This window comes from Arthrobacter sp. V1I9, from assembly GCF_030817075.1.
In the GTDB taxonomy this organism is placed as follows: domain Bacteria; phylum Actinomycetota; class Actinomycetes; order Actinomycetales; family Micrococcaceae; genus Arthrobacter.
The window spans coordinates 1,983,055-2,002,282 of sequence record NZ_JAUSYU010000001.1; the positions used below are offsets into that span (position 1 = coordinate 1,983,055).

A 19,228-nucleotide genomic window follows, 5' to 3' on the forward strand; every position below is an offset into this window, starting at 1 on the left:
GGCGATCTACAGGCGCTCGTACCGCAGCAGCGCAGCCGTGCCCATGCCGCCGGCGATGCTGATCATGGCCAGCGCCAGGGTACCGGGTTCTCCGGCCCTGCGGGCCTGGGCCAGCAGGCGGGTCACCAGGACAGCACCCGACGCGCCGTACGCGTGGCCCAAAGCCAGCGCCCCGCCGTCGAGATTCACCAACTCCGGGTCAATCCCCAGCTCGTCAAGGCAGGCAAGGGTCTGGGACGCGAACGCCTCATTGAATTCCACCAGGCCCAGCTCATCCACGCCCGCGCCCGCCGCAGCCAGCACGTTGCGGGCTGCAGCGGCGGCACCGACACCAAGAAGCTGAGGTTCCACTCCCGCCGTCCCCGTACCAAGCACGAGCAGGCCGTCCGGCACCCCCAGGTCCCATGCCCGCTGCAGGGACGTGATGACGACGGCGGAGGCGGCGTCCGCGTCGAAGCAGGAGTTTCCCGCGGTGACAGTTCCCCCGTCCACGAAGGCGGGCGGGAACCGTGCCATCACCGCGGCAGTGAGCTTGCGCCGCGGCCCGTCGTCGGCACCAACAGTCCCCGCGCTGGTATCCAGCGGGACCAGCTCGCCGTGGAAAGTCCCGGCTTCTGCGGCGGCAAGAGCCAAGCGGTGGCTGCGCAGGGCGAACGCGTCCTGCCGTTCCCTGCTCACGCCGAACCTTCGCGCCACGTCTTCCGCGGCGACACCCATATCCGGGTCACCGAAGCTGTCCGGCACAAACTGGGCCCGGGCGTAGAACTCCGGCCCGCCGTCGTCGTTCCGGTGCGCACGCAGGGGCGCGGTACTGGTGCTTTCCACCCCCCCCGCTAGGTACAGCGGATTGCCACCAGCCGCCACCAGCCCGGCGGCGAGCACTATCGCATCAAGTCCGGAGCCGCACTGGCGGTCAACCGTAAGCCCGGGAACGCTGACCGGCAGGCCCGCTTCCAGCAGTGCAAGCCTGGCTACGTTCCCGCCCCCGCCCACCGCATTGCCGATCAGCACATCGGCGACAGCGCCCGGCGCCATTCCCGGGCCCGCCACGAGCTCCCGGAGCACCGGCGCCAGAAGCTCGTGGGCCCGGAGGTAACGCAAAGCGCCGTTGACGCGGCATACAGGAGTGCGGCGGGCCGCGACGATGACGGGCTGGCGGTCCGGCGGAAGGAGCTCAGGCGCCAAGGTTCCGGATCCTGTGGTCTCCCGAGCTGATCCAGTCCAGCAGCAGCTTCCGGCTGACCTTGCCGCGGTCCGTGATGGGCAGTTCTGTCACCGCATAGTACTGAAGCGGCCACTTGTCCCGGGCCAGGATGTTCTCCAGTCCCGCCTTCAGCTGGGTTGCAGTAACAGCACCGGCGGACGGAACGATGCCGGCCACCACCCGCTGGCCCCGAAGGTCGTCGGGCACCCCGGCGGCGACGGCAGCGGCAACGCCAGGCACGGCTGCCAGCGCCAGTTCCACCTCGTGCGGATAAACGTTTTTGCCGGCAGTGAGGATCATGTCCGCACGGCGCCCCAGGATGTGCAGCTCCCCCGCCTCGACGTAGCCTTGGTCCCCCACGGTGAACCAGCCGCCAAAAGACCGCAACGCCTCGCCGTCATCGCCCCAGAGGTAGCCGTTGCTGACCATCGCGCTGCGCACGCAGATGTTACCGGCGGCCCCGTCCGGAAGCCGCGTCCCGGCGTCGTCCAGGATTCTCACGTCCACACCGGGAAAGGGACGCCCGATGCCCGTCCCGCCCACCGCCGCGGCTGCCCGGGCAGGAAGGCCCACCCCGGACACAAAGCTCAGCTCCGAGGCGCCGTAGTACTCGAAGATGGTGGCGTTCGGCGCCCAGCGGCGTGCCGCTTCGAGGGTCCGGGCGTCAAGCTTTGAGCCGGCGCAGATGATGCTGCGCACCCCGGAGCCGTCTACGCATCCCGTGAGACCGCGCTCGCTCAGCATCCTCAACATGGTGGGCACCAGCACCAGGCGGGTGACACGGTCATGCGTGATGGCCGCGTGGACGTCGCCGACGTCGAACGTTTCAAGGGTCTGGAATTCCGTGCCGGCGTAGAGGCACTCGGCCAGCGCGTAAAGGTTCAGGCTCGCGGCCAGCGGACCCGGCGCCAGCGTCACATCGCCCGCGCTGAGCCCGAAGAACTCGATCGACGCGTCAAAGGATTCCTGCCAGGACCGCCGGGACCGGGTGAAGGCCTTCGGGACCGAGGTGGTGCCGGACGTAAGGCCAATGAGGAAGGTGGCCTCCGGCGCCCCGTCAGCCAGGTCATCGTCCGGGGACACCGCTGCGGGCTGCGCGGACGACTCGGCGCGGCGGCTGATATCCTCCTGCAACGAGGCAGGCCAAGCGGGATCGAGCACTGCGCACTGGCGCCCGCCGGCCAGGGCCGCCGCGAACTTCACAACAAAATTTACCGAGTTGGCCTCAGACAGGGCCGTCACCGCCTTGGTCTCGGGAACCAGGCCGGCAGCTGAATCGCGGAGTGCCGCCCAGGTTAGGCGGTGACCGGCGACCACGACGGCGGTGTCGTGCGGCCGTTCTTCGGCCCAGCGCTGGATTCGGTTGAGGAAAGGCATCGGACCAACTTTACCGGCAGGCACCGCTTGAGATTCAGGTCCATGGGTATTGTGACTTTATGAGTTTCAACGACAATGTGCAGCTGGATCCGTCGCAGGTCCAGGACCGGCGAGGCATGGGCCGCGGAGTGAAGGTAGGTGGCGGCATCGGCGGCGGGCTCATCCTGCTCATCGCCACGCTCCTGGGTGTCAACCCGCAACTCTTGGAGGGCCTGGCAGGGGCCGGGCAGGAGCCTCAAAGCCAAGGGACCGCGCCGGCCTGCGACCGGGGGGCGGATGCGGACGCCCGCGTGGACTGCCGCATCACCGGCACCGTCAACAGCCTGAACGCGTTCTGGCCCGCCTATCTGCAGCAGTACGACGTGCGGTACCCGCGGCCCAAGACGGTGCTCTTCGAGCAGGGCGTCAATACCGGCTGCGGTACGGCTTCCAGCGCTGTTGGGCCGTTCTATTGCCCGGCCGACACCACCGCCTACTTCGATCCCGGCTTCTTCCAGGAACTCGTGGACCGCTTCGGTTCCTCGGGCGGTCCGCTGGCGCAGGAGTACGTGGTGGCGCACGAGTTCGGGCACCACATCCAGAACGTCCTGGGGAATCTGGACCGGGCACAGCAGGACCCACAGGGCCCTGAGTCCGGCGCCGTACGCGTTGAACTTCAGGCCGACTGCTACGCCGGATTGTGGGCCAAGCATGCATCTACCCAGCCCGGTCCGACAGGCGAGCCGTTCCTGGAGGCGCTCACCCAGCAGGACCTGAACGATGCACTGTCCGCCGCCTCTGCCGTCGGTGATGACCGGATCCAGGAGGCAGCCACCGGACGGGTCTCCCCCGAAGCATGGACCCACGGCTCCAGCGAGCAGCGCCAGCGTTGGTTCTACAAGGGCTACAACACCGGCGACATCAGACAGTGCGACACCTTCTCCGCGCGCACCCTTTAACGATCGCGACGACGGCCGGTTACCTTCCGCAGGGAAGCTAACCGGCCGTCGTCGTAAGCGGTGTCAGATGTTGAAGCCGAGGGCCCGCATCTGGTCTTTGCCGTCGTCGGTAATCCGCTCTGGACCCCACGGCGGCATCCACACCCAGTTCAGGCGCCAGTCATCAACGACGCCGTCCAGGGCCTGGCCAACCTGCTCCTCGAGGACATCGGTGAGCGGGCAGGCCGCAGTGGTCAGGGTCATGTCGATCAGCAGCGCGCCGTCGTCATCGGAGTACTTCAGGCCGTAGAGGAGGCCGAGGTCCACAATGTTGACGCCGAGCTCGGGGTCGATGACATCCTTCAGCGCCTCTTCGACGTCCTCAAGGCTCGTGCGGGACACGTTGATTTCGGTCATGGCAGGTTCCTTTACTAGGCCTGTGCGGCGGCGGGCGCAGCGGCAGTGCCGGAGCCCTTGGCGTAGCGGTCGTAGCCTTCTTCTTCCAGGCGGTCGGCCAGCTCGGGGCCGCCTTCCTCAACAACCTGGCCGTCCACAAACACGTGCACGAAGTCAGGCTTGATGTAGCGCAGGATCCGGGTGTAGTGCGTGATGAGCAGTGTGCCCATGTTGCCATCGGCGTGGGCGCGGTTGACACCCTCGGAGACAACCTTCAGCGCGTCAACGTCCAGGCCGGAGTCCGTCTCGTCCAGGACGGCGAACTTGGGCTTGAAGAGTTCCAGCTGCAGGATTTCCACGCGCTTCTTTTCGCCGCCGGAGAAGCCTTCGTTGACGTTGCGCTGGGCGAAGTCGGCGTCGATGCGCAGCTGCTCCATGGCAGCCTTGACGTCCTTGGTCCATGTGCGGAGCTTAGGGGCTTCGCCGTCGATCGCGGTCTTGGCGGTGCGCAGGAAGTTGGTCATGCTGACACCGGGGACCTCCACCGGGTACTGCATGGCGAGGAAGACGCCGGCGCGGGCACGCTCGTCAACGCTCATTTCCAGGACGTCTTCGCCGTCGAGGGTAATGGAGCCGCTGGTGACGTTGTAGCGCGGGTGGCCTGCGATGGTGGAGGCCAGCGTGGACTTGCCAGAGCCGTTGGGGCCCATGATGGCGTGGGTTTCGCCGGTCCGGATGGTCAGGCTGACGCCCTTCAGGATTTCCTTGGTGCCCTGCTCCGTCTCAATGCTGACGTGCAGGTCCTTGATCTCAAGAGTAGACATGTGTCTTGTTCTCCTCTGCACCGTGCCTGGCGGCTGCGGTGCGGTTCTCTGTCTGGAAGTTGGTTCGTAATTCTGTGGTGCTAGCTGAAGTTGGGGGCTTCGGCGCCGTTGAGGATGTGGGTGAAATCCACGTAGACCTCGTCTCCCCGGATCTCGACGGCGAACACCGGAACGGGATCGTAGGCCGGCAGCTGCAACGGTTCACCGGTGCGCAGGTCGAACTGCGAGCCGTGGCCCCAGCATTCGATGGCGCAACCCTCCACGTCACCCTCGGAAAGTGAAATGTCCGCGTGCGAGCAGGTGTCACCGATTGCGTGGATCTCCCCCATGGAGTCCTTAACGATCGCCACAGGGTAGTCGTCGATCAGGATCCGCAGCGCCTGCTTCAGCTGGATTTCATCCACCTTGCAGACAAGCTCGCCCTTTGGCTGGTCAGTCATCAGTAAACCGTGCCCCGTACCTTCTAGTTGTCCGTCAGCGCGAGTTCGCGCTCGACAGCGTCGGTCAGCCGCTCCTCGATGGAGGGGACCTTGATCTGCTGGATAATCTCGTTCAGGAAGCCACGGACTACGAGGCGGCGGGCAACATCCTCCGGGATGCCGCGGGCCATCAGGTAGAACAGGTGCTCGTCATCCATTCGGCCGGTGGCGCTGGCGTGGCCGGCACCCTCGATCAGCCCGGTCTCGATTTCGAGGTTGGGCACGGAGTCGGCACGGGCGCCGTCGGTCAGCAGCAGGTTGCGGTTGGCCTCGTAGGTGTCGGTGCCTTCTGCCTCCTTGCGGATCAGGACATCACCAACCCACACTGCGTGGGCATTGCGGCCCTGCAGCGCGCCCTTGTAGAGGACGTTGGACTTGCAGTTGGGCACTGCGTGGTCCACGAACAGGCGCTGTTCCAGGTGCTGGCCAGCGTCAGCGAAGTACAGGCCGAACAGCTCGGCTTCGCCGCCGGGGGCGGTGAAGCGGGCCGACGGCGTGACGCGGACCAGGTCGCCGCCGAGGCTCACCATGACGTGCTTGAGCTTGGCGTCGCGGCCGATTTTTGCCTGCTGGGAGGAGGCGTGGACGGCGTCATCGTTCCATTCCTGGAGCGAGATCACGGTGAGGTTGGCGCCGTCTTCCACGATGATTTCGACGTTCTCGGAAACGACGGCGGAGCCCCTGTGGTTCAGGACAACAACTGCCTTGGAGAACTTCTCGGCCACGATCACGAGGTGCTGGGCGGCGGCGTCGAGGGAGGTGCCTTCGATGTCGACGGAGATCTCCGTCAGGGCTTCGAATTCCGACGGGATGGTCACCACGGTGGCTCCGGCGAAGTTTTCCCACGCGTTGGCGGACACCCGGTCCTCGGGGATACCGGCGTTGCCAATCCGCTGGTCGTCCCGGTTCACGCTTTCCACAATGACCTGCTCCGGACCGTTGACCACCACGGTGGGAGCCGCGCCGGACAGGACCTCGGCGTGCAGCCCGCGGAGGCGCTTCAGCGGGGTGAAGCGCCAGTCCTCCTCCATGCCGGTAAGCGGCTTGAAGTCCGCAAGCGTGTAGGACGTCAGGCGCCCGGCACGCGAGCTGTCCGGAATGCCTACGCCGCCGCCGTGGGAGTGGCTCTTGGCCGAGGCGCCCGCAAGGGGTGCCTTGGAGCCGGCGTTGATCGGCGAAAGGCTCTCGCCTTCTTCGGTGAAGCCGTCAATGAACGGCTGGGCTGAGGGCGCGCCGATGCGTGCCTTTTCAGTAGTGATTTCAGTCATCGTTATCCGACGGACCCTTCCATCTGCAGTTCAATCAGGCGGTTCAGCTCAAGTGCGTACTCCATGGGGAGCTCGCGGGCAATGGGCTCGATGAAGCCGCGGACGATCATCGCCATGGCTTCGTCTTCGCGCATGCCGCGGGACATCAGGTAGAAGAGCTGCTCTTCGCTGACCCGGGAAACAGTTGCCTCGTGGCCCATCACAACGTCGTCCTCGCGGATGTCGATGTACGGGTAGGTGTCCGAGCGGCTGATGGTGTCAACCAGGAGCGCGTCGCAGCGAACGGTGTTGGCGGAGTGCTTGGCGCCTTCGCGGACCTGGACCAGGCCGCGGTAGGCTGCGCGGCCGCCGCCGCGGGCCACCGACTTGGAGATGATGGAGCTCTTGGTGTTCGGAGCGATGTGGACCATCTTGGAGCCGGTGTCCTGGTGCTGGCCCTCGCCGGCAAAGGCGATGGACAGGGTCTCGCCCTTGGCGTGCTCACCCACGAGGTAGACGGCTGGGTACTTCATGGTGACCTTGGAACCGATGTTGCCATCGACCCATTCCATGGTGGCGCCCTCTTCGCAGATGGCGCGCTTGGTCACCAGGTTGTACACGTTGTTGGACCAGTTCTGGATGGTGGTGTACCGGACGCGGGCGCCCTTCTTAACGACGATTTCAACCACGGCAGAGTGCAGGGAGTCCGAGGTGTAGATCGGAGCCGTGCAGCCTTCGATGTAGTGGACGTAGGAGTCCTCGTCGGCGATGATCAGGGTCCGCTCGAACTGGCCCATGTTTTCCGTGTTGATGCGGAAGTACGCCTGCAGCGGGATGTCCACGTGGACGCCCTTGGGGACGTACACGAAGGAGCCGCCGGACCAGACGGAGGTGTTCAGCGAGGCGAACTTGTTGTCGCCCACCGGGATGACAGTGCCGAAGTACTCCTGGAAGATCTCCGGGTGTTCCTTCAGTGCGGTATCGGTGTCCAGGAAGATGACGCCCTGGGCTTCAAGGTCCTCGCGGATCTGGTGGTAGACAACCTCGGACTCGTACTGGGCCGCAACACCGGACACGAGACGGCTGCGCTCAGCTTCCGGGATACCCAGCTTCTCGTACGTGTTCCGGATATCCTCGGGCAGGTCCTCCCAGGTGGCAGCCTGCTTCTCGGTGGAGCGGACAAAGTACTTGATGTTGTCGAAGTCGATGCCGGACAGGTCCGCGCCCCAGGTGGGCATGGGCTTCCGGTCGAAGTACTTCAGGCCCTTGAGGCGCAGGTCAAGCATCCACTCCGGCTCGCTCTTCTTAGCCGAAATGTCCCGGACAACCTCTTCGTTGAGCCCACGGCGTGCGTTGGCACCGACGTCGTTCTTGTCAGCCCAGCCGTACTCGTAGTTGCCGATGCCGTGGAGCTCGGGATTCTTTTCGAGAATCTCCGAGATCACAGTGTTTTCGGCTACCGCTTTCTCTGATAGTTGGTCCGTCATCACGGCCTTTCTTGCTGATGGTTGGTTACTTCATTCAGGCTGGCGGGGGCTGCCGGGGGTCTCACGGACTCCTGGGCAGACAGCCTGCCTGTTGGTATGTGGGTGGTGCAGACGTGCCCGCCGCGGGCCAGTGTGGAGAGGCGCCGGACGTCGACGCCCACCAGCCTTGAGAACACTTCGGTCTCCACGTCGCAAAACACGGGGAACCTGGCGGCGAGCTGCTGGATGGGGCAGTGCCCCTGGCACAGCTGCACGCTGGACAGGGCCGCCGGCAGTGGAGGCTTGGCCTCGATGGAAGCGGCGGAGGCCACGAAGTTGTCACGGCTCAGGGCGTCCGCCAAAGCTTTGGCGCGGTCGGTGATGTCCGGACCGGCCGCGTCGATTTCCGGAGCGTAGCGGCGTTCCATCTCAGAGAAGCGCTCGACGGCGAATGCCCGCACCGCGTCCGGGCCGGCAACTTTTTGCAGCTCCTGGAGCGCCAGGGCGGCAATGCCCAGGTAGTCGTTCCCGAGGCTGGACTGGCCCTGGGAGCTGAGGACGTAGCGACGGGCGGGACGGCCTGCCCCGGCGCCGGACTTGGCCACCCGCTTGACTTCGACAACGCCTGCACGGGACAAATGGTCCAGGTGCCGTCGTACCGCCGCCGGAGTGAACCCCAGGAGGTCCCCGAGTTCAGCGGCACTGACGGGTCCATGTTCCAGGACGGCCGTGAGGACGCGGTCCCGGGTACGCTCATCGGCGTCAGCCACCGGACCAGCGGCCACGGTGGCCTGGTCCGCAGGGGCCTGGAAGGCCCCAGGCCCGGCAAAGGGCACAGCAGTAGCATTGCTCATGGAATACACAACACAATGATGTCGTAATTTAGTCCCTGCCTCCAGTAAGGCGAGGCTGACCTGAGTAGTGCTGCCGGAGGACGTCGGAAAATACTACATCCCGTAGAATACTGGGGTGCGATTCCCCCAATCCCCCGTCCTGTCCATCAGTGGGCTAGTTAAGGATGTAGGCCCGCTTGCAAGCCTGGACGGAAAAATGCTCCGGGTGGTGAGCGGCGTTTCCCTCGTCGCCGAACGCGGGCAGGTCACCGCCCTGCTGGGCGCCAACGGCGCGGGAAAAACAACCACCCTCGAATGTGCGCAGGGCCTTCAGAAGCGAAGCGGCGGCGACATCTCGCTGCTGGGCCAGGACCCCGCAACTGCAGGGGCGGAACTGCGCTCACGCGTAGGTGTGATGCTTCAGGACGGCGGGCTGCCGCCGTCGTCCAGGCCCGTACCACTGCTGCGGCACATCGCCGGACTGTACGCACAGCCCTGGCCCGTGGACGACCTGATTGAGCGGCTGGGTATTGACGCGTTCAGCCGGACCACGGTCCGCCGGCTTTCCGGCGGACAAAAGCAACGCCTGGCCCTTGCCGCCGCGTTGATCGGCAGGCCGGAAGTCCTGTTCCTAGACGAGCCCAGCGCCGGCCTGGACCCGCAGTCCCGTCAACTCGTGTTCGACCTGATTTCCGAGCTGCGCGACGCCGGGATGGGCATTATCCTCACCACGCACCTGATGGACGACGCCCAGCGGCTGGCCGACTACGTCTACATCATCGACGGCGGCCGGAACGTCGCCGAAGGAACGGTCCAGGAACTGCTTCAACGCAATCCAGCCGTGGAAGCGGGCGCGGACCACATCCGGACGCTGGAGTTCGAGGCGGTTCCGGGCCTGGATTTTGCCGCCGTCCTCCCGGACGGCATCGATATTTCCGAAACCCGCGCAGGCAGCTACTGCGTTACGGGCACGCTGACTCCCGGCCACCTCGCAGCACTCGCGGGCTGGTGGGAAGCGCACGGCATTATGCCTGCTTCAATGAGCCTGCAGGCGCGTAGCCTTGAAGACGTCTTTCTGGATATCTCGGGAAAGGACATCCGATGAAGGGGACAGCCTCCGGCGCCACTCCAGGCAACGCCCCGATTGCCGCTTTGGGCGGGGTCGCGGGCCTTCAGCAGCCCGCTTCCCTGCTGCGCCGCGTGCTGCTGCAGGGCAAGTACGAGGCCTTGGCCATGCTCCGGAACGGCGAGCAGCTGATCCTGGCAGTGGTGCTGCCGCTCCTGGCGCTTGTGGGCCTGACCGTGACGCCGTTCCTGGACGGGCTCGGGGGAAACCGCGTCGACATCGCCGTACCGGGAATCCTGGCCCTGTGCGCCATGTCCACCGCGTTCACCGGACAGGGCATCGCCACCGGCTTCGACCGGCGGTATGGCGTGCTCCGCTTCCTTTCCACCACTCCCCTGGGCCGCGGCGGACTGATCGCCGGCAAAGCACTGTCAGTGCTGGCTGTCCTCTCCCTGCAGGTGGCCGTCGTCAGCGCAGTGGCCTTTTCCTTGGGATGGCGGCCGCAGGCAGCAGGCTGGGTGCCCGGCCTGTTCCTCCTGGCATTGGGCGCCGCCGCCTTTACCGCCCTGGGCCTGCTGGTGGCCGGCACCGTCCGGCCCGAAGCCACCCTAGCCATCACCAACCTGCTCTGGATCCTGTTGGGCGCCCTGGGCGGAATCGTCCTCCCGGCGGAACGCCTGCCTGCCGGCGCCCAGTCAATGGTGGAGCTCCTGCCCTCCGGTGCACTCGGTGAATCCCTGCGCCAGGCTTTCCTTGCCGGCACGCTGAATGGCGGCGCCACCCTCATCCTGCTGCTTTGGACTGTCATCGCCGGGGCAGCAGCCATCCGTTGGTTCAAGTGGAATTGAGATATCCGTGAGCACGGCTGCACGCCTCCCCCAGTTAGTTAACCGGCTGTCCTCCCGGCTGCCCCGCACCGTGGACGTCCGGGTACGCCGCCTCGCGGTGGCCTCACTGATCGGCCAGACCGCTTTGGTGGTCACCGGCGGGGCCGTTCGGCTGACCGCCTCCGGCTTGGGCTGCCCCACCTGGCCGCGCTGCACTGACACATCCCTGGTGAACACCCCGGAAATGGGCATCCACGGTTTTATCGAGTTCGGCAACCGGCTCCTCACCTTCGCCCTGGCCGCCGTCGCAGCCCTGATGCTGGTGTACCTGTGGAACCTCCGCAAGGAAAGGCGTGACCTTTTCCTGCTGGCCCTGGGCCTTTTGGCCAGCATCCCGGCGCAGGCGGTAATCGGCGGCATCACCGTCCTCACGAACCTCAACCCCTGGGTGGTTGGCCTTCACTTCCTGGTATCCATGGCGCTGGTGGTGTTTGCCACGCTGCTGGTGAACCGGGCCTTCGGCCGGACTGGACGGTTCCGTACTTCCTCCCATGCTGCCCTGCCGGGCGTTATGCGTCCGGTGACTGCCGCCGTCGCGCTCTTCTCGACCCTTGCCGTGATGCTGGGCGTGGTGGTGACCGGGGCCGGGCCCCACGCAGGCGATGCGGACGCCCCGCGCAACGGCCTGGACTGGGACCTGTTCTCCCACATCCACGCCGTTCCGGCATACCTGGTAACGGCCGGCACGGTGGTGGCACTCGCGCTGGTGTTCCTGCGCCGTATCAAGGGGCCCTTCCGCACCGCCATCCTGGGACTCCTCGGTGTGACGCTCCTCCAGGCCGTGATTGGCTTCACCCAGTACTACAACGGCATTCCGGCACTGCTGGTTGCAGCGCACATGCTCGGCGCGGCTCTGCTGATGGTGGCGGCGACCAACGCCTGGGACATCGCCCGGTCCAGCCCGGTGGCATAGCCTACCGCTATATCCCCCAACGCCAAGCACCCCGGTTCCCAACGAACCGGGGTGCTTGAGTGTTTGAGACAGTTGTCCGCAGGTCAGCCCGCGGGCGTTCCAACGGAGATGGGCGTGACTGCGGCCTGGGCAGGGTCGAGGAACCGGATCCCGGCCCGTTCCACCAGCAACACCCGTGCCGTGGGGATGGCGTAAAAAAGGCCCGTTGCCTGCACGCTGCCGGCGGCAAGAGCCGGAGCCGCCACCGGATGGCTTTCGCGTTTGCCCAGCTGCACCGCTACGTTGACCATCGCCAGCTGGTCCTGCCGGCCATACCCGGCGGCTGCGGCGGCGGAGGCCACGGGGTGTTCCGCCAACAGCTCCCGATAGCTTGGCCGCGCATGGTCCAGCCACGCGGCGAAGCCGGCACCAAGCGAAGGGTTTCCCTTGCCGTGGGCATCGTCAAGCAGCGCTTTCATGGCTCCGCAGTTGGAGTGCCCGCAGATGACAATCGAATCAACATCCAGGCCGTTCACGGCGAAGGAGACGGCGGAGTCGATCGAGGCATCCTGGCCATCGTGGCACACCACGTTGCCGATGTTCCGCAAGGTCAGCAGGTCACCCGGGCCGCTGCTGGTGATCAGGTTGGGGTTCACGTCTTGTAACGGGCAATCCGCCGAGCGACCCGGAAACGATGTTTGCCGCGCCCTGCCCCCCAGCTCCCGGTTCGGGTTGGTGCGCGGGCCGATCTGCATCTTGTCCACGGCAACGGCGGACAGCAGTGATTCGATACTGGCGATCAGGGCCATCGAGATGACGGCGAAGGCGACGGCCCGCCAGTTGCCCTCGGGCAGCTCCGGCAACGCGACGGCGTCGAAAATCAACCCGCTGAAGGAGATGCGCTCAACGCCAGGGGCGAAGGCAACGGAGAGTGCGGTGCCGGCGGCGACGGCGGCCAGCGGCCCGGGTACACGCCGCACCGCAGCCGGAAGGTGCTTCCAGCCCAGGAGGATCACCACAACGGCCAGCCCGAGCAGGGCGGCATGCAGTTCAACCCGCCACGATGCCGCCCACGGCCGCGGCGATAAGGCCGGCCATGATGGGCGCGCCGGACGCTGCGGCATGACATATCTGTCATATGGGATGTCAACTGTACGCCCGGCCCCGGCATTGGCCCGGGGACTTCCTTAAGCACAAGCCTCCCCCGGCAGCTACCGGGAGAGGCTTGAGGTGCAAGAGGCGCGGCAAGGCTAGCTGGCCATGACCGCCGGCCCGATGAACGGATCAACCGCAAGGGCAATAAAGAGCAGGGTGAGGTAGCTGATGGAGCCGTGGAAGACCTTCATGGCCCGCTTGTCCGTGATGTCCTCGCGGTGGGCCCGGCTGTAGAGGGAATGCGACTCGTACAGGAACCAGGCGCCGGCCAGTACGGCGGTCACCGTGTAGACCCAGCCTGCCCCGCCGGCGGGAACCATCAGCAGCGAGCAGGCCACCATGGCCCACGCATAGAGGACCACCTGGACAGATACCACCTTGGCGCCGGCGATGGCTCCGAGCATGGGGACGTTGGCGTTCCGGTAGTCCTCGCCGTAGCGCATGGACAGCGGCCAATAATGCGGCGGGGTCCAGAGGAAGATGACCATAAAGAGGATGACGGCGGGCCACTCCACGGAGTTGGTGACAGCCGCCCAGGCAATCAGTACCGGGAAGCAGCCTGCCGCGCCGCCCCAGACGATGTTCTGAGCGGTCCGGCGCTTAAGGATGATCGTGTAGATCACCACGTAGAAGAAGATGGCGCCCAAGCCGAGCCAGGCGGCCAGCGGATTGGCGCCGAACCAGAGAATCGCAATGGCGGCCGCGCCCAAAAGCCAGGAGAAAATCAGCGCTTCACGCGGCGTGACTTCACCGGTGACCAGCGGACGGTTTTCCGTGCGGTGCATCAGCTTATCGATGTCGCGGTCGATGTAGCAGTTGAAGGCCCCGGCGCTGCCCGCGGCGAAGGCGCCGCCCACGAGCGTTGCCAGGATCAGCCCGATGGATGGAAAGCCGCGCTCCGCATAAATCATCGTAGGCAGCGTGCTCACCAGCAGCAGCTCAATGACGCGCGGCTTGGTGAGGGCGAGATACGCCTTGGCCTTACGGGCAATCCCGGCTTTTGAAGCCCGGGATGCGTTCAGCGGCGTATCTGTAGTGCTCACGGTGGCAGTCACCCGTTCTGTTGGCAGTTCTGTCTGGCTGTCCAGCTGTGTCATGGGCCCGCCCGTCCGGGCGCCGGCGGAACCGGAATTGTTGATTCGCGCCTTGCCGGGAAGTCTCGTGGAGCTGAAAAAGGTCCCCCGCCCGGCGCTGGCCTCCAAATATCATACCGTGCCGTGCCCCTCCCAACGGCCCGTCATTTGGTGCTGGTGATCGCTGGCGCATCGATTCGAGCAGATTAACTCAGCCTCACTTCAGACCGATTCACATAAGCCGAAATTGCGTCCACAACGTGAGATTTCCGCCGCCCGAGGAGTGGAATAGAGCTAAGCTGTCACCAGATCAGCACGCAGCAGGGAAGCAGCGGAAAACGCATTCCCGGACTGGCCAGTGGCTGAGTGGAAAAAACAACGTTTCGATGGTGAACGGCTGGTACACACCGCAGCGGGCGCCCTACAACGTGCCCTAATGCGGACCCGGTGTGCCGCCTGCCATCAGCACAGAGAGGGGCCCGGTTTTCGTGCCACATTTGGAAGAGCAAGAACTGTCTTGGACCAGCCAGGACCAGCGCGCGGTAGATACCATCCGCGTGCTCGCGGCAGATGCAGTGGAGAAGGTGGGCAACGGCCACCCCGGAACGGCGATGAGCCTGGCGCCCGCCGCGTACCTGCTGTTCCAGAAGCTGATGCGCCACGATCCGCGCAACCCGGACTGGCTGGGCCGTGACCGCTTCGTCCTGTCCCCGGGCCACACTTCGCTCACCCTGTACATCCAGCTGTTCCTCTCCGGCTACGGCCTGGAGCTGAAGGACCTGGAGGCGCTGCGCACCTGGGGTTCACTCACCCCGGGCCACCCCGAGTACAATCACACCGCCGGCGTGGAAATCACCACCGGCCCGCTGGGCCAGGGCCTCGCGTCCTCGGTTGGCTTCGCCTACTCGCAGCGCCGGATGCGCGGTCTCTTCGACGCCGATGCCCCCGCCGGCGAAAGCCCGTTTGACCACACCATCTGGGTGATCGCGTCCGACGGCGACCTCCAGGAAGGCGTCACGGCCGAAGCTTCCTCACTGGCCGGCCACCAGGAACTGGGCAACCTCGTTGTTGTCTACGATGAGAACCACATCTCCATCGAGGACGATACCGATATCGCCTTCACCGAAGATGTCCTGAAGCGCTACGAAGCCTACGGCTGGCACGTCCAGCGCGTGGACTGGACCAAGACCGGCGAATACAAGGAAGACGTCCAGGAGCTCTACTCCGCGCTCCTCGCCGCCAAGGCCGAGACGTCCAAGCCCTCCATCGTCTCGCTCCGCACCATCATTGGCTACCCGGCGCCCAAGAAGCAGAACACCGGCAAGATCCACGGTTCAGCACTCGGCGCCGAGGAAGTCGCAGCCCTGAAGGAGGTCCTGGGCTTCGACCCGGCCAAGTCCTTCGACGTGGACCAGGACGTCCTGGCCCACGCCCGCGCCGTGGTGGACCGCGGTGCTGCCGCCCGCAAGGAATGGGAAGAGTCCTTTAACGCCTGGCAGGCCGCCAACCCCGAAGGCGCAGCCCTGCTGCAGCGCATCGAGGCCAAGGAACTGCCGAATGATGTTGACGCCGCCCTTCCGGTCTTCCCCGCCGGCAAGGACGTCTCCACCCGCGCAGCCTCAGGCAAGGTCCTCAACGCCCTCGGCCCGGTCCTGCCCGAACTGTGGGGCGGTTCGGCCGACCTCGCAGAGTCGAACAACACCACCATCGAGGGCTCGCCGTCGTTCGTGCCTGCGTCTAAGCAGACGGACGCCTGGAAGGGAAACCCCTACGGCCGGGTCCTGCACTTCGGTATCCGCGAGCACGCTGCCGCCTCCATCGTGAACGGCATCAGCCTGCACGGCCGCACCCGGGCGTTCTCCGGAACGTTCCTGATCTTCAGCGACTACCAGCGCCCCGCCATCCGCCTCGGCGCGCTGATGGGTGTCCCGTCCCTGTACGTCTGGACGCACGACTCCATCGGCCTGGGCGAGGACGGCCCCACCCACCAGCCGGTGGAACAGCTTGCCACCCTTCGCGCCATCGTGGGCCTGGACGTTGTCCGCCCCGGTGACGCCAACGAAGTGTCCGTTGCCTGGAAGACCATGCTGGAAAACCACTCCAACCCTGCCGGCATCGTGCTGACCCGCCAGAACATCCCCACCTGGGAGCGCGGCGAAGGCGCAGCCGAGGGCGACACGTTCGGTTCCGTCGCCGGCGTCGCCAAGGGCGGCTACGTCCTGGCCGAAGCGTCAAAGGACGGCGCCACCGTCCCGGCCGACGTCATCCTCATCGGCACCGGCTCCGAGGTCCAGCTGGCCGTCCAGGCCCGCGAAGCCCTGCAGGCCGAAGGCATCGCCGCCCGTGTTGTGTCCATGCCCTGCGTCGAATGGTTCAACAAGCAGGACCCCGCCTACCGCGAGTCCGTCCTGCCGGCAGCCGTCAAGGCCCGCGTATCCGTCGAAGCAGGACTGTCCCTGGGCTGGAAGGAATTCGTCGGCGACGCCGGCCGTTCCATCAGCCTTGAGCACTACGGCGCTTCCGCCGACTACAAGCGCCTCTTCCAGGAGTTCGGCATCACCGCAGAAGCAGTTGCTGCGGCCGCCAAGGACTCCCTCGCCGGCCTCCAGGCCTAAAACCGATTTCCTAGGAGATACAGAACAATGACTACTCCCACCCAGCAGCTCTCTGACGCCGGAGTTTCCATCTGGCTCGACGACCTTTCCCGCGGACGGCTCGACACCGGCACCCTGGCCAGGCTCATCGAAGAGAAGAACGTGGTTGGCGTGACCACCAACCCGTCAATCTTCCACGCCGCCATCACGACCAGCGCCGACTACGACGGCACAATCGCAAAGCAGGCAGCAGCAGGCGCGTCCGTCGAGGACACCATCTTCGAGATCACCACCACCGACGTCGCAGACGCCTGCGACTTGTTCGCACCCGTGGCTGCAGCCACCAAGGGCGTGGACGGCCGCGTTTCCATCGAGGTTGACCCACGGCTGGCCTGGGACACCGCCGGAACCATCGCCGAAGCCAAGCACCTGTACAAGAGGGTCAACAAGGACAACGTCCTCATCAAGATCCCGGCCACGCTCGAGGGCCTCGAGGCCATCACCGCGACCCTGGCCGAGGGCATCAGCGTCAACGTGACCCTGATCTTCTCGCTCGAGCGCTACCGCGCGGTCATCAACGCCTTCCAGGCCGGCCTGGAGCAGGCCAAGGAAAACGGTCACGATCTCTCGAAGATCCACTCCGTGGCTTCGTTCTTCGTCTCCCGCGTGGACTCCGAGATCGACAAGCGCCTGGACGCCCTGGGCACTGATGAGGCCAAGGCGCTCAAGGGTAAGGCCGGCCTGGCCAACGCCCGCCTGGCCTACCAGGTATACGAAGAGCTCTTCGCCACCGAACGCTGGGCCCTGCTGGCTGAAGCCGGTGCACTCCCCCAGCGTCCCCTGTGGGCCTCCACCGGCGTGAAGGATCCGGCCTACCCGGACACCCTGTACGTCACGGAGCTCGTCGCCCCCGGCGTGGTGAACACCATGCCGGAAAAGACGCTGGATGCCACCTTCGACCACGGAGTGGTTACCGGCGACACCGTCACCGGTACCTACACCGAGGCCAATAACACCCTGGACGCGCTCGAAAAGCTCGGCATCTCCTACAACGAAGTCGTGGCAATCCTTGAATCCGAAGGCCTGGACAAGTTCGTGGCCAGCTGGAAGGAACTGCTCGGCGACGTCGAGGGCGCCCTCGCTTCTGCACGGAAGGCTTCCTAACCACCAATGAGCACACTCAGCTACGAAGCCACAGGTGCCGCGCAGCAGGCACTGGAACAGCACCTCCCCACCCTGGTGGAGGACCGCATCGCCACCCGGATCTTCGCGAAGGACCACACCCTGTGGGGTTCCGACGCCGAAGCCGAGTCGGCCGTCCGGCTCGGCTGGGTTGAGGCGGCCACCGTTTCCCAGCCGCTGGTAAAGGAGATCCTGGAACTCCGCGACGCCCTCCGCGCCGAAGGCGTTACTCGCATCGCGCTTTGCGGCATGGGCGGATCCTCGCTGGCTCCGGAGGTCATTGCCGGCACCGCCGGCGTCGAGCTGACTGTGCTGGACAGCACGGACCCGGACCAGGTCCGTGCTGCCCTGGCGGACCGGCTGGCGGAGACGGCCATCGTGGTCTCCTCCAAGTCCGGTTCCACCGTTGAGACGGATTCCCAGCGGAGGGTCTTCGAGAAGGCGTTCAACGACGCCGGCATCGATGCCGCAAGCCGCATCATCATTGTCACCGATCCCGGCTCCCCGCTGGACAAGGCCTCCCGTGAGGCCGGCTACCGTGCGGTCTTCAACGCCGACCCCAACGTCGGCGGCCGTTTCTCCGCCCTCACCGCTTTCGGCCTGGTCCCCTCGGGCCTGGCCGGAGTGGACATCCAGGCCTTCCTGGATGAGGCCGAGGAAGCAGCAGAGATCCTCAACGAGGACGCTCCCGAGAACATCGGGCTGTCCCTCGGAACAGCGCTCGGCGGCACCAGCCCGCTGCGCAACAAGATCGTCATCGCGGAGGACGGTTCCGGCATCGTGGGCTTCGCCGACTGGGCCGAGCAGCTCATCGCTGAGTCCACCGGCAAGCTGGGCACCGGTGTCCTGCCGGTGGTGGCTGGCCCAAACTCGCCGGAGGTCGCGGCCGCTGCCGATGACGTCCTGGTGGTCCGGCTGGTAGCTGCGGACGCAGACGTCGAACTCGGTGAGAACGAAGTTGCCATTGCCGGCGGGCTGGCCACCCAGATGATGGTCTGGGAGTTCGCCACCGCTGTGGCCGGACGCCTGCTGGGCATCAACCCGTTCGACCAGCCGGATGTCGAGGCAGCCAAGATTGCTGCCCGCGGCCTGCTGGACGCGCAGCCGGAGCCGACGCCTGCAGCCTTTGTTGACGGCGCCATCGAGGTCCGCGGCGGTGACTGGCTCGCCGGGGCGTCCACCGCCGAAGAGGCAGTGCGTGCCTTGCTGGAAACCCTCCAGCCGGACAGCTACCTCAGCGTCCAGGCCTACTTCGACCGGCTCGCGTTCGCGCAGCTCGAGGGCATCCGCGACGAACTGGCAGCCGTTTCCGGCCGTCCCGTGACGTTTGGCTGGGGCCCCCGGTTCCTGCACTCCACCGGGCAGTTCCACAAGGGCGGCCCCGCCATCGGCGTGTTCCTCCAGGTCACTGCCGAGGCAGCCGAAGATCTTGCCATCCCGGACCGTCCCTTTACCTTCGGGAAGCTGATCTCGGCGCAGGCCGCCGGTGACGCCCAGGTCCTGAGCGAGCACGGCCGTCCGGTGCTTCGCCTGCACCTGACCAACCGGGCAGCCGGTGTGGCACAGTTGCAGGACATCATTGCTGCGCTGTCCGCCAGGTCAGCCTCCGTCACCGAAAGCTAAGGCACAGAAGCAC

Annotated in this window: 17 protein-coding genes; 7 read left to right on the forward strand and 10 right to left on the reverse strand. The window is 65.9% G+C overall.

Annotated elements, in window-relative coordinates; all coding sequences use genetic code 11:
• Positions 1-6 precede the first annotated feature (6 nt).
• Both QFZ70_RS09430 and QFZ70_RS09435 read right to left on the reverse strand, forming a co-directional pair.
• Positions 7-1,185 carry a thiolase family protein gene (locus QFZ70_RS09430; protein WP_307095133.1) on the reverse strand — a complete coding sequence of 393 codons (1,179 nt, stop codon included), beginning with the start codon at positions 1,183-1,185 and terminating at the stop codon, positions 7-9.
• Positions 1,175-2,581 (reverse strand): class I adenylate-forming enzyme family protein, encoded by a 1,407-nt coding sequence (locus QFZ70_RS09435; RefSeq protein ID WP_307095134.1) that lies wholly within the window; start codon positions 2,579-2,581, stop codon positions 1,175-1,177. The genes QFZ70_RS09430 and QFZ70_RS09435 overlap by 11 nt, the downstream gene beginning before the upstream one ends.
• Before the next feature lie 59 nt (positions 2,582-2,640).
• On the opposite strand from QFZ70_RS09435, the gene QFZ70_RS09440 reads away from it, so the two are divergent.
• Positions 2,641-3,519: a neutral zinc metallopeptidase gene (locus tag QFZ70_RS09440; RefSeq protein ID WP_307095135.1), complete on the forward strand. Its 879-nt coding sequence runs from the start codon at positions 2,641-2,643 to the stop codon at positions 3,517-3,519.
• Between the two features lie 63 nt (positions 3,520-3,582).
• Here the strand turns inward: QFZ70_RS09440 and QFZ70_RS09445 are convergent, their stop codons facing one another.
• The 6 genes from QFZ70_RS09445 to QFZ70_RS09470 form a co-directional block, all read right to left on the reverse strand.
• Positions 3,583-3,915, reverse strand: coding sequence for a metal-sulfur cluster assembly factor (locus tag QFZ70_RS09445; protein ID WP_104045508.1), 333 nt, complete (start codon positions 3,913-3,915; stop codon positions 3,583-3,585).
• A gap of 14 nt (positions 3,916-3,929) precedes the next feature.
• Positions 3,930-4,718, reverse strand: coding sequence for a Fe-S cluster assembly ATPase SufC (gene sufC, locus QFZ70_RS09450; protein WP_307095136.1), 789 nt, complete (start codon positions 4,716-4,718; stop codon positions 3,930-3,932).
• Positions 4,719-4,798: 80 nt separating this feature from the next.
• Positions 4,799-5,158, reverse strand: coding sequence for a non-heme iron oxygenase ferredoxin subunit (locus QFZ70_RS09455; protein WP_307095138.1), 360 nt, complete (start codon positions 5,156-5,158; stop codon positions 4,799-4,801).
• 23 nt (positions 5,159-5,181) lie between these two features.
• On the reverse strand, positions 5,182-6,465 hold the full coding sequence (gene sufD / locus QFZ70_RS09460; RefSeq protein ID WP_307095140.1) for a Fe-S cluster assembly protein SufD: 1,284 nt from the start codon (positions 6,463-6,465) through the stop codon (positions 5,182-5,184).
• A gap of 2 nt (positions 6,466-6,467) precedes the next feature.
• Positions 6,468-7,931, reverse strand: coding sequence for a Fe-S cluster assembly protein SufB (gene sufB / locus QFZ70_RS09465; protein ID WP_159825588.1), 1,464 nt, complete (start codon positions 7,929-7,931; stop codon positions 6,468-6,470).
• The gene (locus tag QFZ70_RS09470; RefSeq protein WP_373461565.1) at positions 7,931-8,773 is read right to left on the reverse strand and encodes a helix-turn-helix transcriptional regulator; all 843 of its coding nucleotides are present in this window, start codon (positions 8,771-8,773) and stop codon (positions 7,931-7,933) included. The genes sufB and QFZ70_RS09470 overlap by 1 nt, the downstream gene beginning before the upstream one ends.
• A 106-nt stretch (positions 8,774-8,879) precedes the next feature.
• Here QFZ70_RS09470 and QFZ70_RS09475 point away from each other — a divergent pair, with 106 nt between their 5' ends.
• The 3 genes from QFZ70_RS09475 to QFZ70_RS09485 are packed head-to-tail and all read left to right on the forward strand — an operon-like array spanning position 8,880 to position 11,609.
• Entirely contained in the window at positions 8,880-9,848 is a 969-nt protein-coding gene (locus QFZ70_RS09475) for an ABC transporter ATP-binding protein (RefSeq protein WP_307095145.1), read from the forward strand.
• Positions 9,845-10,657 carry an ABC transporter permease gene (locus QFZ70_RS09480; protein ID WP_307095146.1) on the forward strand — a complete coding sequence of 271 codons (813 nt, stop codon included), beginning with the start codon at positions 9,845-9,847 and terminating at the stop codon, positions 10,655-10,657. Before QFZ70_RS09475 ends, QFZ70_RS09480 begins: the two co-directional genes overlap by 4 nt.
• Positions 10,658-10,664: 7 nt before the next feature.
• A complete protein-coding gene (locus QFZ70_RS09485; RefSeq protein WP_307095148.1) occupies positions 10,665-11,609 on the forward strand; it encodes a heme A synthase in 945 nt (314 codons plus the stop codon).
• A gap of 83 nt (positions 11,610-11,692) precedes the next feature.
• On the opposite strand, the gene QFZ70_RS09490 is transcribed toward QFZ70_RS09485, so the two are convergent.
• Both QFZ70_RS09490 and QFZ70_RS09495 read right to left on the reverse strand, forming a co-directional pair.
• Positions 11,693-12,712 (reverse strand): carbonic anhydrase, encoded by a 1,020-nt coding sequence (locus QFZ70_RS09490; RefSeq protein ID WP_373461567.1) that lies wholly within the window; start codon positions 12,710-12,712, stop codon positions 11,693-11,695.
• Positions 12,713-12,838: 126 nt separating this feature from the next.
• Entirely contained in the window at positions 12,839-13,798 is a 960-nt protein-coding gene (locus tag QFZ70_RS09495; protein ID WP_307097844.1) for a heme o synthase, read from the reverse strand.
• 515 nt (positions 13,799-14,313) lie between these two features.
• Between QFZ70_RS09495 and tkt the strand changes: the two genes are divergently transcribed.
• Genes tkt through QFZ70_RS09510 form a run of 3 tightly spaced genes read left to right on the forward strand, consistent with a single transcriptional unit; the run spans position 14,314 to position 19,215 of the window.
• The gene (gene tkt, locus QFZ70_RS09500) at positions 14,314-16,431 is read left to right on the forward strand and encodes a transketolase (RefSeq protein WP_307097845.1); all 2,118 of its coding nucleotides are present in this window, start codon (positions 14,314-14,316) and stop codon (positions 16,429-16,431) included.
• Positions 16,432-16,458: 27 nt separating this feature from the next.
• Positions 16,459-17,574: a transaldolase gene (tal, locus tag QFZ70_RS09505; protein WP_307095151.1), complete on the forward strand. Its 1,116-nt coding sequence runs from the start codon at positions 16,459-16,461 to the stop codon at positions 17,572-17,574.
• Positions 17,575-17,580: 6 nt separating this feature from the next.
• Positions 17,581-19,215: a glucose-6-phosphate isomerase gene (locus tag QFZ70_RS09510; protein ID WP_307095152.1), complete on the forward strand. Its 1,635-nt coding sequence runs from the start codon at positions 17,581-17,583 to the stop codon at positions 19,213-19,215.
• Positions 19,216-19,228 lie beyond the last annotated feature (13 nt).

Excerpts from the sequence above, each read along its gene's own strand:
- QFZ70_RS09435 (WP_307095134.1), bottom strand. The coding sequence starts at position 2,581 with ATGCCTTTCCTCAACCGAATCCAGCGCTGGGCCGAAGAACGGCCGCAC.
- QFZ70_RS09440 (WP_307095135.1), top strand. The coding sequence starts at position 2,641 with ATGAGTTTCAACGACAATGTGCAGCTGGATCCGTCGCAGGTCCAGGAC.
- QFZ70_RS09445 (WP_104045508.1), bottom strand. The coding sequence starts at position 3,915 with ATGACCGAAATCAACGTGTCCCGCACGAGCCTTGAGGACGTCGAAGAG.
- sufC (WP_307095136.1), bottom strand. The coding sequence starts at position 4,718 with ATGTCTACTCTTGAGATCAAGGACCTGCACGTCAGCATTGAGACGGAG.
- QFZ70_RS09455 (WP_307095138.1), bottom strand. The coding sequence starts at position 5,158 with ATGACTGACCAGCCAAAGGGCGAGCTTGTCTGCAAGGTGGATGAAATC.
- sufD (WP_307095140.1), bottom strand. The coding sequence starts at position 6,465 with ATGACTGAAATCACTACTGAAAAGGCACGCATCGGCGCGCCCTCAGCC.
- sufB (WP_159825588.1), bottom strand. The coding sequence starts at position 7,931 with ATGACGGACCAACTATCAGAGAAAGCGGTAGCCGAAAACACTGTGATC.
- QFZ70_RS09480 (WP_307095146.1), top strand. The coding sequence starts at position 9,845 with ATGAAGGGGACAGCCTCCGGCGCCACTCCAGGCAACGCCCCGATTGCC.
- QFZ70_RS09490 (WP_373461567.1), bottom strand. The coding sequence starts at position 12,712 with ATGCCGCAGCGTCCGGCGCGCCCATCATGGCCGGCCTTATCGCCGCGG.
- tal (WP_307095151.1), top strand. The coding sequence starts at position 16,459 with ATGACTACTCCCACCCAGCAGCTCTCTGACGCCGGAGTTTCCATCTGG.
- QFZ70_RS09510 (WP_307095152.1), top strand. The coding sequence starts at position 17,581 with ATGAGCACACTCAGCTACGAAGCCACAGGTGCCGCGCAGCAGGCACTG.